At 68.0% G+C, this 12,851-nt stretch carries 12 protein-coding genes; all 12 read left to right on the top strand.

What is annotated here, in order from left to right:
- The first annotated feature begins 4 nt into the window (after positions 1-4).
- Positions 5-1,393: an ABC transporter substrate-binding protein gene (locus tag OIC96_RS06055; RefSeq protein WP_330308904.1), complete on the top strand. Its 1,389-nt coding sequence runs from the start codon at positions 5-7 to the stop codon at positions 1,391-1,393.
- A gap of 2 nt (positions 1,394-1,395) precedes the next feature.
- Positions 1,396-2,337: an ABC transporter permease gene (locus OIC96_RS06050; RefSeq protein WP_330310369.1), complete on the top strand. Its 942-nt coding sequence runs from the start codon at positions 1,396-1,398 to the stop codon at positions 2,335-2,337.
- Positions 2,334-4,070 carry a dipeptide/oligopeptide/nickel ABC transporter permease/ATP-binding protein gene (locus tag OIC96_RS06045; protein ID WP_330308905.1) on the top strand — a complete coding sequence of 579 codons (1,737 nt, stop codon included), beginning with the start codon at positions 2,334-2,336 and terminating at the stop codon, positions 4,068-4,070. The genes OIC96_RS06050 and OIC96_RS06045 overlap by 4 nt, the downstream gene beginning before the upstream one ends.
- Positions 4,067-5,068, top strand: coding sequence for an ABC transporter ATP-binding protein (locus OIC96_RS06040; protein WP_330308906.1), 1,002 nt, complete (start codon positions 4,067-4,069; stop codon positions 5,066-5,068). The genes OIC96_RS06045 and OIC96_RS06040 overlap by 4 nt, the downstream gene beginning before the upstream one ends.
- Entirely contained in the window at positions 5,065-5,205 is a 141-nt protein-coding gene (locus OIC96_RS06035) for a hypothetical protein (protein ID WP_330308907.1), read from the top strand. The genes OIC96_RS06040 and OIC96_RS06035 overlap by 4 nt, the downstream gene beginning before the upstream one ends.
- Entirely contained in the window at positions 5,202-6,662 is a 1,461-nt protein-coding gene (locus OIC96_RS06030; protein ID WP_330308908.1) for an FAD-dependent oxidoreductase, read from the top strand. Before OIC96_RS06035 ends, OIC96_RS06030 begins: the two co-directional genes overlap by 4 nt.
- Before the next feature lie 160 nt (positions 6,663-6,822).
- Positions 6,823-7,182: a hypothetical protein gene (locus tag OIC96_RS49815; protein WP_406502200.1), complete on the top strand. Its 360-nt coding sequence runs from the start codon at positions 6,823-6,825 to the stop codon at positions 7,180-7,182.
- A gap of 395 nt (positions 7,183-7,577) precedes the next feature.
- Positions 7,578-8,108 (top strand): nuclear transport factor 2 family protein, encoded by a 531-nt coding sequence (locus tag OIC96_RS06020; RefSeq protein ID WP_330308909.1) that lies wholly within the window; start codon positions 7,578-7,580, stop codon positions 8,106-8,108.
- Complete coding sequence (locus tag OIC96_RS06015; RefSeq protein WP_330308910.1) at positions 8,105-9,049, top strand: SDR family NAD(P)-dependent oxidoreductase; 945 nt, start codon at positions 8,105-8,107, stop codon at positions 9,047-9,049. The genes OIC96_RS06020 and OIC96_RS06015 overlap by 4 nt, the downstream gene beginning before the upstream one ends.
- A complete protein-coding gene (locus OIC96_RS06010; protein WP_330308911.1) occupies positions 9,039-9,599 on the top strand; it encodes a nuclear transport factor 2 family protein in 561 nt (186 codons plus the stop codon). The genes OIC96_RS06015 and OIC96_RS06010 overlap by 11 nt, the downstream gene beginning before the upstream one ends.
- A gap of 341 nt (positions 9,600-9,940) precedes the next feature.
- Complete coding sequence (locus OIC96_RS06005) at positions 9,941-10,930, top strand: LacI family DNA-binding transcriptional regulator (RefSeq protein WP_330308912.1); 990 nt, start codon at positions 9,941-9,943, stop codon at positions 10,928-10,930.
- 283 nt (positions 10,931-11,213) lie between these two features.
- Positions 11,214-12,827 (top strand): glycoside hydrolase family 27 protein, encoded by a 1,614-nt coding sequence (locus OIC96_RS06000; protein ID WP_330308913.1) that lies wholly within the window; start codon positions 11,214-11,216, stop codon positions 12,825-12,827.
- Positions 12,828-12,851: the final 24 nt, after the last annotated feature.

Genomic DNA, 12,851 nt, shown 5'->3' with positions numbered 1-12,851 from the left:
CTCGATGGACCCATGGAAGACGCAGCTGAGCCAGTACGTGGCAGCCGCGACGTACGACACGCTCACCCATATCGACGCCGACGGCACCGTGGTCCCGTGGCTGGCCACCTCATGGGATTACAGCGACGCCACGACCTTGGTGATGGAGCTGCGTACCGATGTGGTCTTCACCGATGGCGCGAGCTTCGACGCGGAGGCTGTCAAGTCCAATATCGAGTACGCCAAGTCGGTCACCCCGTCGAACGTGGCGGCGCAGCCCTACCTTTCATACATCCAGTCGGTCGACGTGGTGTCCAAGAGCAAGGTGCGCTTCAACCTGAGGGCTCCCCAGCCCGACCTGCCCTACGGGTTCTCCCAGCAGGCCGGCTGGATGGTGAGTCCCACCGCGCTCAAGAACCCCAAGACGCTCGCCGACACACCGGTCGGGTCCGGCCCCTACGTCCTCGACAAGAGCGGCACGACGACGAACAAGACCTACGCGTTCACCCAGAACAAGAACTACTGGGCGGCGGCCAAGTGGTCCCGCTTCGAAAAACTGGTGGTGCAGTTGATAACGGATCCCACCGCCTCCAACAACGCGGCGCGCAGCGGCCAGCTCGACTACACGATCGTGTCGGCGGGAACGGAAATCAACGGGTGGAAGATCGCCCAGGGCTCCGCATCCGCCTTCTTCGGCTTCACGATCTTCGACACCTCCGGCAAGATCAGCAAGCCGCTGGGTGATGCGCGCGTCCGGCAGGCCATGAACTACGCGGTCGACAGAGAGGCGCTCCTCAAGTCCGTGCTCGACGGCCAAGGAGTCACCAACGCCTCGACGCCGTTCGGACCGGACAGCCTCGGCTACAGCCGGAACATCGACAGCTACTACACCTACGACGTCGCCAAGGCCAAGCGGCTCCTGCGCCAGGCCGGCTACCCGAACGGGTTCTCGGTCAAGGTGCTGAACAACCCGCAGTGGGACCAGATGGCCCAGGCTCTCGCCGGCTATCTCCGCAAGGTCGGCATCGACGTGCAGCTCAGCAACCACGGTGACGACTTCGTGCAGCAGGTCAACTCCGGCAAGTGGGCGATGGCCACGGGTCTCCTGTCGGTGACCGGGCTCCCCTACAGCGACTTCACCTTCACGATGACGAAGAGTTCCTCGATGAACCCGCTCGGCAACAGCAACCCGAAGGTGAATGCCATGCTGGCCAAGGCCGTGGCAGCCAGTGGAGCCGAGCAGAAGCGGTTGTATGCACAGCTGGCCGAGTACGCCGCGGAGCAGGCGTGGTACGTGATCCCGGCGCTGAGCAGCCAGTTGCACGCCTACAACCCGCAAGTCGTCAAGGTGGTCGAGCCCGCCAGGGCCGGTGCACCGATGCTGTACCACCTGCGGCCGGTCGGAGCTGAGTGACCATGCTCCGATTGTGCTTGCGGCGGCTGGCGTCTGTGGTGCCCATCATGGCGATCGTCGCTACGTTGACGTTTCTGCTGGTTCAGCTGGTTCCTGGGGACCCGGCGTCGTTCCTGCTCGGTTCGGGTGCCACGGCGGACGAGGTGGCCCGGCTCCGGTCCTCGATGGGGCTGGACCGGCCGGCGCTCGTCCAGTACGGCGACTGGCTCGGCGGCCTGTTCCACGGCGACCTGGGCGTGTCGCTGGTGTCGAATCAGAAGGTGGCCGCCTCCCTGGGCAGCGCGGTGCCGGTCACGGTGTCGGTCGCCCTGCTCGCCACGGTGTTCACTCTTCTGATCGGCGTCACCCTCGGGACGGTCGCGGCCGTGCGGGGCGGCCTGGTGGACCGTGCGGTCATGTGGGGGGCCAGCATCGGCATGGCGGTTCCGAGCTTCTGGCTCGCGGGCCTGCTCGTGTTCGTCTTCGCCATCCGGCTTCCGGTGTTTCCGGCCACCGGGTACGTGGCTTTCACCGTCTCACCGGGGCAATGGCTGTCGCATCTGATCCTGCCGATGGTCGCCGTGGGGCTGGCGGGGGTGGGACCGGTGGCGTTCCAGACGCGCGTGGGCGTTGTCGAGCAGCTCTCACGCGACTACGTTCGCACGCTTGCGGCCAACGGGCTGTCCCGCAGAAGGATCGTGTGCAGGCACGTGCTGCGCAACGCCAGCGGCCCGGTGGTGACCGTGGCCAGCCTCGGATTCGTGTTCGCGCTCGGCGGGGTCATGGTGATCGAGGCGATCTTCAACCTGCCCGGCGTGGGCACGCTGATGCTCAGCGCGATCCGCCAGCATGATCTTCCGATCGTGCAGGGCGCGGTGCTGGCGTTCAGCCTCATCATCGTCGTCGTCAACCTGCTGTCCGATGTGGTGGCCGCGGCCCTCAACCCAAGGATCCGGTTCTCATGACCTCGTCCATCACAGCCCTGCGCAGGGCGCTCGCCCGCCCGGCGGTCTGGGTGAGCCTCATCTGGCTGATCGGGATCAGTGCGGCATGCGCGATGGCGTCGGTGCTCGCGCCCATCGACCCACTGGAGCAGGACCTGTCCAACAGCTTCAGCGGGCCCGGCGCGCGGCACTGGCTGGGCTCGGACGAGCTCGGTCGCGACATCTTCTCGCGGCTGCTGCACGGCGGAGGCGGACTGCTGCTGACCGCGCTCATCCCGGTGGGTGTCTCCTTGCTGCTCGCCGTACCCGGCGGGCTGCTCGCGGGCTATCTGTCGGGGTGGGTCGACACCGCCTCCACCTTCGTCGTCGACATCCTGTTCGCGCTGCCGGGTCTGGTGGTGGTGCTGGCCATCGCCGCGGTGACCGACAACAACCTGACCGTGATGGCCATCTCCTTCGGTGTGTTGACCAGCGGCGCCGTCTTCCGAGTGGTGCGCACCTCGACGGCCGCCGCACGCGAACTGCCGTACGTCGACGCCGCGCTGGTCTCCCGGCTGTCACGTCCGCGGATCCTGGCCCGGCACATCCTGCCCAACGTCACCGGTCCCCTCATCGCCCAGGCGGTCGTGCAGTACAGCGGCACGTTCCTGTTTCTCACCTCCCTGTCCTTCCTCGGCCTCGGCTTTTCACCGGAGACCCCGAGCTGGGGTCAGATGACCCTGGACGCCGCGAACAACCTGGATCAGCACCCGTGGCTGATGGTGCCGGTCGGCTTCGCCCTGACCGCGACCGTGCTGGCCCTCAATCTCGTCGGCAACGCCCTGCTGGAGGCGGTGAGCGGGCACCGGCGTCCCTCGCAACTGCCTGACCCGCGACGGCCGGTGCCGGATGTGCCCGCGGACGGGGTGGCCCAGCCCGGGCCGGCGTCGGCGTCGGACGCGGTGCTGACGGTCGATCGGCTTCACGTGTGCTACCCGGGACAGGACGGCAGCGAGCGAGCCGTGGTCCGGGACGTCAGCTTCCAGCTGCAGCGCGGAGAGGTGTTCGGCCTGGTCGGCGAGTCCGGATCCGGAAAGACAACGACCGCGCTGTCCATCCTCGGGCTGGTGCCACAGCCCGGGCGGGTCACCTCCGGCCGCGTGCTGCTCCACGGCGAGGACCTGCTCCGCCTGAACGAGGCGCAACTGCGCAAGGTCCGCGGATCCCGGATCGGCCTTGTCGCCCAGGAGCCGATGGCCGCGCTCGACCCCTCCTTCACCGTCGGCTCGCAACTGGACGAGATGATCTGCCTGCATCGGCGTGTCCGTCGGCGGGAGGCTCGGCGGATCGCGCTGAGTCTGCTCACCCGCGTCGGCATGCCCGATCCGGTAGCGGTCGCCGGCCGCTATCCGCACCAGCTCTCCGGGGGCATCGCACAGCGGGTGGCGATCGCGCTCGCCCTCAGCGGCGAGCCCGATGTGCTGGTCGCCGACGAACCCACCGCGGCGCTCGACGTCACCGTCCAGGCAGAAATCATCGATCTCCTGCTGCACCTGCGGGAGGAGTCCTCACTGACGCTTCTGTTGGTCACACACGATCTGGGTGTGGTCGCCGACATCTGCGACCGGGTCGCGGTCATGTCGGACGGACGTCTGATCGAGGAGGGCACCACGGAGGCGGTGCTCCTGTCGCCCGCCCAGGAGTACACCCGCACGCTGGTCGCGGCAACACCCCGGCTTCCGGTCGACGCGGGCCAGGAAAGGAGCTGGGGATGAGTACACCCTTGCTGGACGTCAATGATCTCGGTGTGGAGTACAGGAGCGGGTGGCGCTCCAGTCCCACCAAGGCGGTCGACGACGTGAGCCTCACGGTCGGTCACGGGGAAATCGTGGGCCTGGTGGGCGAGTCGGGCTCGGGCAAGTCGACGGTGGGCAGGGCGATTCTCGGCCTGATGGCCGCGGCGCGGGGCACCATCCACCTGGGCGGCCAGGACATCACCCACCAGCGGGCCGCCGAACGGCGGGATCTGCCCACCGGGCTCCAGGTCGTCTTCCAGGACCCCTACGCCTCGCTCAATCCGGCACGCACCATCGGCAGGACGCTGGGTGAACCCCTCGAAGTCCACGGCAAGTTCAGTGCCGCGGACGCCCGAACGCGGATCGAGGAACTGCTGACCCGGGTCGGCCTGCCCGCCGACGCGATCGACCGCTACCCGAGCGCGTTTTCCGGCGGCCAGCGTCAGCGCATCGCCATCGCCAGGGCGATCTCCACCGATCCGGCGCTTGTCATCTGCGACGAACCGACCAGCGCCCTCGACGTGATCACCCAGGCACGGATGCTCGACCTGATGAGCGACCTCAGCCGCGAGCGGGGGACAGCGATGTTGTTCATCGCGCACAACCTCGCGGTGGTCGCAGTCATCGCCCAACGAGTGGTCGTGCTCTACCGCGGGCGCGTCATGGAAACCGGAACCACGCAGGACGTCCTGTGCCGGCCGCTGCACCCCTACACCCAGGCGTTGATCGCCAGCTCTCCCGTGGCCGACCCGCTCCGCCAACGCAAACGGCGGGCAGCCCGGCAGCAGGCCGATCCGGTCGCCGGCGGTGAGGGGACAGGAACCGCACCGCAAGGCTGTCCCTTCGCACCACGCTGCCCGCACGCCACGTCAACGTGCCGGATCCAGCGTCCGGCCGTCACCCTCGTCGACGGCCGGTCGGTCGCCTGCCACCTCTTCACCGCCGACACCCCCACACCTGAGGGAGCGACCGCATGAGCGATACGGCCCTGGAACGCCGCGCCCAGCGGTTGGAGGACATCGGACCCGACGACAGCTTCGACGGGACGACGAGCTACACGGACAAGCCCGCGCGCGTGCAGCGCGTGATCAACAACGGAAGTGAGGACCAGTGAGCGAGCTCAGCGGCGAACTGAAGGCGGACCTGGTGGTGATCGGGGCCGGTGGTGCCGGGCTGCCGGCAGCGATCACCGCACAGGAGCACGGACTGGAACGGGTCGTGGTGCTGGAAAAGCGCCCGCTCGTGGGCGGCAACGCCGGTATGTCCGGCGGGTTCCTGTTCTCGGTGCAGAGCAGGTCCCAGCGTGAGGCCGGCCTCGGGAACTCGCCCGACGCCGTCTTCCGGGACACGATGGCGTACCACCATTACGACGGCGTGGATCCCCGGCTTGTCCGGCTGTGGGTGGACGAGGCCGACGAGACGGTGAACTGGCTGGAGGACCGCGGTATCGGCTACCGGCCCATGACGGGAGTCGACCTGGGCGTGGAGCCCAGCGGATGGTCCAACCACCCTGGCAGCTTCCAGCGGGTGATGGAGGAGCTCAGCCGGCGCTTCACCGCCAACGGCGGCCAGATTCTCACCAGGGCCGCAGCGGCCGAGATCATCGGCTCGCCGGAGACCGGGGTGAGCGCGGTGGTGGCCGACACCAAGGACGGCAGGATCACGATCGAGACCCCGCGGGTCGTGCTCGCCACCGGGGGCTTCACCGGAAACGTCGACCTGCTGCACGAGAAATTCCCCGGTGTCTACGACGAGGACGTCTACTGGACCGACACCAAGCGACTGGCCGGTGACGGAATCGCCCTCGCCGGCGCGGTCGGGGCCGACACAGGCGGCCGTTCGTTCCTCATCAAGGAGAACTGCTACAGCTTCAAGACCAAGAAGAACAAGCCGAACCGCGCGGGCATGGAGCCTCGTTGCCTGTGGGTGAACGCACACGGCGACCGGTTCCTCGACGAATCGAGCGGCAGGGTCAACGCCACCACCAACGCGCTGATCGTCCAGCCCGGCATGGCAGGGTTCGCGCTGTTCGACGACGACTTGGTGCAGTACGTCATCGACCAGCCGGACCCGTTCGCCGGAGAGGCGCGTCCCGGCGAGGAAGATCCGGGCACCTGGATCGCCGGGGGCTACCGCACCACGCTGCGTGACACTCTGGCCGATCCGGCCAACAAGGAGTGGTGCGTCTCGGCCGATGACTGGTCGGAGATCGCGCGCTGGATCGGTGCCGACCCGGAGGCGCTGGACGCGACCGTGCAGGAATACAACGGCTACTGCGACGCCGGGCGTGACGCGCTGTGGGCAAAGGACCCCGAGCACCTGGTCCCGCTGCGCAAGCCGCCGTTCTACGCACTGCGGTTCCGGCCACTCATGATCGACACCGCCGGGCCGCTGCGCATCGACCAGAACCTGCGGGTGCTCGACCCGCAGTCCCGCCCCATCCCCGGACTGTTCGGGGCCGGCTCGGTCGTCGGCGGCTGGATTGGCCTGGACGAGCACCGGTTCGGCACTCCGCTGTCCTGGGCCATCAGTTCGGGTCGTATCGCCGGGATCCGCGCCGCCGCGGAGTGACGGGGAGCAGGCCCGTCCACTTCTTCGTAGATCCCGGCTCGAGTTCGTGGCCTCCAGGGTCGGTAGAACTCTTCGCCCCTGGCGCTGACCGCCTCCCGGTGCCGCGTCCTCGGCGCAGTGGCCTTCGCCCGCGAGAGTGCGCACGCCGGCCAAGGGGGTGATGGCCCTCAACGAGAGCGTCGCCGAGGTCGACAGGCTCGTCGAAAGCCGGTTTCGCGGGCACGAACTCGCCGAGGCGATCGAGAGCATGCCCGGCATCGGCCACTCGCCAGCCCGTCGGATGCAGCAGGACGACTGCCCATCCGACGGGCTGCGCATTCGCGCGACACCCAGGTTTTGGCCGCGCTCCGAGGCCGTCGAGGTACAGCCCGGTCGTCCGGTTCTGCAGTTTGACGTACGACGTGCCCCCGCCGCTGACGGCCGGAGCGACCTGGATCCTGTCGATGTTGGGGGCGTACGCGGAGCTGTTGCCGAACTTGATTCGCTGCCGCCGTCACCCCGGTTGCCGCCGTTGGCGTAGGCCACGACCAGGCGGTGCGGGCCCGCGGCCTGGGTCGTGACGCCGTTGAACTGCAGCGTGTTGCTCGCGGTGCGCGAACGGCCTCTCGGACGATGACGGCGAGACTATAAGTCTAAGCCTTATAAGGATAGAACATTTGCAAGGGTGGTGATATCAAGAAGACGTGAGCAGCGTTGACGTCGATGGCGTGCGGCGTGCGCCCCGGCGACCGCGTGGCGGCCCTGCCTGCCCAACGACCCCTGGACTCGTCGCGGCCTTCCACGGCGCCCGGCGGATCGGGGCCGTCTGGGCGGGGATCGGGGCGAGTTCGGCTTCCACGACCACCTGGAAACCAAGGGCATTCTCGGTTACGCACCGGACCGAGCCACCTCATAGGCAGGGGTAGGGAGACCGAAATGGACGTCGTCCCGGAGGAACTGAAGACCCTGCTCGCACGCGAGAAGATCCGCGCGTGCATCGCCCTCGTGGCGCGGGGTGAAGACCGCCGCGACGCCGATCTGCTCAAGGCAGGCTACTGGCCGGATTCGACCGTTGATTTCGGTGTGTTCCAGGGGGATTTCGACGAGTATCTGGCCTGGGTGGTGCCGGGATCATCCGCAGTGCCGGTGACTCAGCATTTCCTCGGGCAGAGCGTGATCAACTCGCAGGGCACTGCGGCGCTCGTGGAAACCCACGTCATGTCCTACCACCGGATCGTCATGGGTGACGAAGAGCGCGATGTCACCATCGGCGGTCGCTATCTCGACCGGATGGAAGAGCGCGGCGGCGACTGGCGCATCGCGGAACGAACGATGCTCTACGACTGGTTCCAGGATTTCGGCCGGTCGGCCGACTGGTCAAACGGTCTGATGGGTGCGCCTTTCAGCGCCGGGCACTATGCCGGCCGGGCAGTCGGCGATTACAGCGCGACCTTCTTCGGCAAGTGACCGCCCCGTCACCCGGCAGGTCTCCGTTCCCTGACGATGCGCAAGACGAGGACGACAGAATGGGTTTGCTGACAGGCAAGGTCGCCGTGGTGACGGGCGCCAGCCGTGGAATAGGCAAGGGGGTCGCGCTGGCGCTCGGGGCGGAAGGGGCCACCGTCTACGTCACTGGGCGCACGGTCACGCCGGGTTCCTGTCCCCTGCCCGGCACGGTGGGTGAAACTGCCGCGGAAGTCGACCGCAGGGGCGGCAAGGGCATTGCCGTCCAGGTCGACCACGCCGAGGACGATCAGGTCGCGGCGCTTTTCGCACAGGTCGGGCGGGAGCAGGGCCGGCTCGACATCCTCGTCAACAATGCCTTCGCTCTGCCCGAGGATCTCACCGAGCCGCGACCGTTCTGGGAAAAGCCGCTGACCAACTGGGACATGGTGGACGTGGGTGTGCGTTCCAACTTCGTCGCGGCCTGGCATGCGGCCCAGATCATGGCGCCGCAGAAGTCGGGCCTGATCGTCGCCATCTCCGGATACGTCGGTGTGACGTACACCTACGGCGTCGTCTTCGGCACCTGCAAGTCCGCGGTCGACCGGATGGCCCACGACATGGCGATCGAGCTGCAGCCGCACAACGTCGCCTCGCTGTCGTTGTGGCAGGGCCTCACCTTCACCGAACGGGCCCACCGCAATCTTGAACACAACCCCGCGATGAAGAAGTTGACGGTCACGAATCCTGTGATCGGCTGCACTCCGGAACATCCGGGACGGGTGATCGCGGCGCTCGCCGCCGACCCAGCGGTCATGAGGCGGTCGGGCGGCACCTTCATCACCGCCGAAGTGGCGCAGGACTACGGCATCACCGACATCGACGGCAAAGTCATTCCCTCGCTGCGGGCCGAGCGGGGTTCGCCCATCTGGCACCCGATCGCGGAGGCACGTCATGGACGCTGAACGCATGGCCCGCATGGAAAGCCTGCTCGACCGGCATGACATCCTCGACTGCCTCGGCCGGTTCAGCCGCGGGATGGACCGCTTCGACCGGGACCTGTTCCTGTCGGCCTTCCACCCGGATGCCACCATCGCGGCGGGTGTCTTCGTCGGCGGCCCGAAGGCGCTCTACGACTGGGCCTCGGCCATGCATGAGCAGGGTCAGGTGGCGACGCATCACAACCTGCTGAACCACACCTGCGAGATCGTCGGCGACACCGCGCACACGGAGACGTATTACGTCTTCGTCGGCCGCAACCGCGATGAATCCAACTGGATTGCCGGTGGGCGCTACATCGACCGGCTGGAGCGCCGCGACGGCGCATGGCGGATGGTCCTGCGCACGAACGTGATCGAGTGGTCGGGCCTGGTTCCGACCATGCCGCTGCCGTTCGCCGACGTGCCGGACGTCCATGGCAACGGCGCACCGGTGCGCGGCAAGGACGACCCCTCCTACCGGCGCCCGCTGGTCAACCTGCGCGCGGAGCATATTCCGCCGGGCTCAGACGGCTGAGCCCTTTCGCACCAGGTCGCAGTCTGGGCGGACACCGAGGTCACCGTGGGCAAGACGGCAGGCAGGACAGCCGGGCTGTCACCCGGTCACGCGTTTGTGGCTTCGGCAAGGCGGCGGATGGTCGAATAGTCAGGTCTCCGGCTCCGGTTCGCCTCCGCTCGCGGTCGGCGGGCAAGCTGCCCGCCGGCCGGGGCGTACGACGCGACCGGAAACGTATCCTGACGGCGTTCGCCCCGTCAGGCCCGCGCGGCACCCTCTCAGGCGGCCGCACACGTGACGAAAGTTGGTCTCCACACCACGTGAGCAGTCGTCTCCCGCAGCGCCAGAGCACCAGGCCGACGATGCGCGATGTCGCAGAGCGGGCCGGCGTCGCCCTTGTCACCGTCTCCCGCGTCGTCAACGGCGTCGGGACCGTCCGTGAGGAGACGGCCGACCGTGTGAACGCGGCGATCAGCGAGATCGGGTACCAGCGCAACGAGATCGCGCGTTCCCTGCGCCCCGGGCAGACGTCGATGACCATCGGCCTGCTGCTCGGCGACCTGACCAACCCGTTCTACGCGTCCCTGGCGAAGGCGGCCGTGGAGGTGGCGGCCCACGCCGGTTACGCCGTTCTCCTCAGCACCGCCGACGAGGACCCGGAGGTCGAACGCCGTGCCGTGGGCGAGCTGATCGGGCGACGAGTGGCCGGGCTCATCATCGTGCCCGACCAGGGCGATCACGCCTTTCTGCAGGAGGTCAACGGCCACGACCAGGTGCCCATCGTGTTCGTGGACCGGCCCGCCACCGGAGCCGAGGCCGATGTCGTCCTCGTCGACAACGAGGGCGGGGGACGCACGGCGACACAGCACCTCATCGACCACGGCCACCGCCGGATCGCGATCCTCGTCGCCCCCTCGTACTACACCACCGGCCGCCGACTGCGCGGATACCGCAAGGCCCTGCGGCAGAGCGGCATCGACGCCGACGAAGCACTGGTGGTCACCCTGCGGCGCGGCACCATGGAGGAGGCCGCCGCCGCCACCCACGCCCTGCTCACCTCTCCGCACCCGCCGACGGCGATCTTCTCGACGACGGGCTTCCTCACCGAGGGCGTCCTGCGGGCGAGCCGGCAACTGCACGCCCGTATCGCCGTCGTGGGCTTCGACGACTTCAAGCTCGCCGACATGCTCCCCACCCCGGTCACGGTGGTGACCTCGGACATCGAGGAGCTCGGCCGCCGCGCCGCCCATCTGCTGATCGACCGCATCGACGGTGCGGACGCCCCCTTCCGCAGGACCGTGCTGCCGTCGCGGTTGATCGCCCGCGGCACGGGGGAGGTGGCTCCCGGGTAGCGCCTCGGCGATCCGCTCGGCCTGGCGCAGATACCTGCTGTCGCGGGTCGCCTTGCGGAGGAGGACGTTGAGTACGGCGAATGGAAACGTTGCCACTGCCTTTCAGAGACGTCAACGACCCGAGCAACCCCAGTAGTTCTCTGCGGTTGCCCTCAACGGCCGTTCTGGTACGGACCATTGACGTCCGATCGGGGTGGTGGGACCTTCACCATGGTTACGTTTCCATAGCTCCGGATGGCCGGGTCTGTCCGGCCCCCCCCACAGCGAAGCAGGAGACACAGACATGACCGTCCCCTTGTTCCGGCTGAGACCCCTGAGCGAAGTGCTCACCATGGTGCTGCTCCTCGTTCTCGCCCCGCCCCTGCTCCTCATGAGCGCGGCCCCGCGCGCCCACGCTCTCGACAACGGCCTGGCCCGGACACCCCCGATGGGCTGGAACGACTGGAACGCCTTCGGCTGCAACGTCAGCGAGACGCTGGTCAAGCAGACCGCCGACTATCTCGTCTCCTCCGGTCTGAAGGACGCGGGGTACCAGTACGTCAACATCGACGACTGCTGGATGGCCTCGGCCCGGAACTCCGCCGGCCAACTCGTCCCCGACCCCGCGAAGTTCCCCGACGGCATCAGCGGCACCGCCGCCTACATCCACTCCAAGGGTCTCAAGCTCGGCATCTACGAGAGCGCCGGCACCGCCACCTGCCAGGGCTTCCCCGGCAGCCTCGGCCACGAGCAGACGGATGCCGACAGCTTCGCCTCCTGGGGCGTGGACTACCTGAAGTACGACAACTGCAACCACCAGAACGTGCCCGACCAGCAGCGGTACACCGCCATGCGCGACGCCCTCGCGAACACCGGGCGTCCCATCGTCTACAGCCTCTGCAACTGGGGCCTGGCCGACGTGTGGACCTGGGGCGCGGGGGTCGGCAACAGCTGGCGCACCACCGGCGACATCAACGTCAACTTCTCCACAGTGGTGTCGATCTACAAGTCCAACGTGAAGCTCGCCGCGTACGCCAAGCCCGGCGCCTGGAACGACCCCGACATGCTCGAAGTCGGCAACGGCATGTCGTTCACCGAGGACCGTTCCCACTTCAGCCTGTGGGCCGAGATGGCCGCGCCGCTGATCGCCGGGAACGACATGCGCAGCGCCTCGGCGGCCACCCTCTCGCTCTACGGCAACAAGGACGTCATCGCCATCGACCAGGACTCCCTGGGCAAGCAGGGCACCGAGATCTCCTCGTCGGGCGGTCTGCACGTGCTGACCAAACCCCTCGCGAACGGTGACGTGTCGGTGGTCCTGTTCAACGAGAACGCGAGCGCGGCCACGATCACCACCTCGGCCTCCGCGGTGGGCCTCCCGGCGGCGTCCTCGTACCGGGTGAACAACCTCTGGTCGCATGTGATCAGCAGTACGAGCGGCAGCATCGCGGCCAACGTCCCGGGGCACGGCTCGGTCATGTACCGGGTGTCCGTCGGGAGCGGCACCAGTATCGGGACCACGCATCCGCTGATCGGCGCCTCGTCCAACCGGTGCCTCGACGCGTACGACGCCCAGACCACCCCCGGCACCAAGATCGAGATCTGGGACTGCGGCGGCGGCTCCAACCAGGCCGTGACCCTCACCGCCGCCGGTGAACTCCGGCTCTACGGCGGTACCCAGTGCCTGGACGCCGTCGGCGGCGGGACCACCTCCGGCACGAAGGTGCAGCTCTGGACCTGCAACGGCGGCGCGAATCAACAGTGGCGCTTCAACGGGAACGGCACCATCACCGGCACCCAGTCCGGGCTCTGCCTCGATGTCACCGGAGGCGACAAGCCCGCCGGGAACGTCAACGGCACTCAGGTCGAGCTGTGGACCTGCAACGGCGGCGCCAACCAGCAGTGGCGTCTGGGCTGACGGCCCTCACCTCCCCACGTCCAT

The sequence above is a fragment of the Streptomyces sp. NBC_00775 genome, from assembly GCF_036347135.1.
Lineage (GTDB): Bacteria > Actinomycetota > Actinomycetes > Streptomycetales > Streptomycetaceae > Streptomyces > Streptomyces lutosisoli.
Note: the sequence above shows the minus strand (reverse complement) of the source record. Positions and strands in the feature narration are given on the sequence as shown.

Coding starts and splice junctions, on each gene's coding strand:
- OIC96_RS06040 (WP_330308906.1), top strand. CDS start 4,067: ATGAGTACACCCTTGCTGGACGTCAATGATCTCGGTGTGGAGTACAGG.
- OIC96_RS06005 (WP_330308912.1), top strand. CDS start 9,941: ATGCGCGATGTCGCAGAGCGGGCCGGCGTCGCCCTTGTCACCGTCTCC.
- OIC96_RS06000 (WP_330308913.1), top strand. CDS start 11,214: ATGACCGTCCCCTTGTTCCGGCTGAGACCCCTGAGCGAAGTGCTCACC.
- OIC96_RS06050 (WP_330310369.1), top strand. CDS start 1,396: ATGCTCCGATTGTGCTTGCGGCGGCTGGCGTCTGTGGTGCCCATCATG.
- OIC96_RS06010 (WP_330308911.1), top strand. CDS start 9,039: ATGGACGCTGAACGCATGGCCCGCATGGAAAGCCTGCTCGACCGGCAT.
- OIC96_RS06045 (WP_330308905.1), top strand. CDS start 2,334: ATGACCTCGTCCATCACAGCCCTGCGCAGGGCGCTCGCCCGCCCGGCG.
- OIC96_RS06020 (WP_330308909.1), top strand. CDS start 7,578: ATGGACGTCGTCCCGGAGGAACTGAAGACCCTGCTCGCACGCGAGAAG.
- OIC96_RS06055 (WP_330308904.1), top strand. CDS start 5: ATGGACCCATGGAAGACGCAGCTGAGCCAGTACGTGGCAGCCGCGACG.
- OIC96_RS49815 (WP_406502200.1), top strand. CDS start 6,823: ATGGCCCTCAACGAGAGCGTCGCCGAGGTCGACAGGCTCGTCGAAAGC.
- OIC96_RS06035 (WP_330308907.1), top strand. CDS start 5,065: ATGAGCGATACGGCCCTGGAACGCCGCGCCCAGCGGTTGGAGGACATC.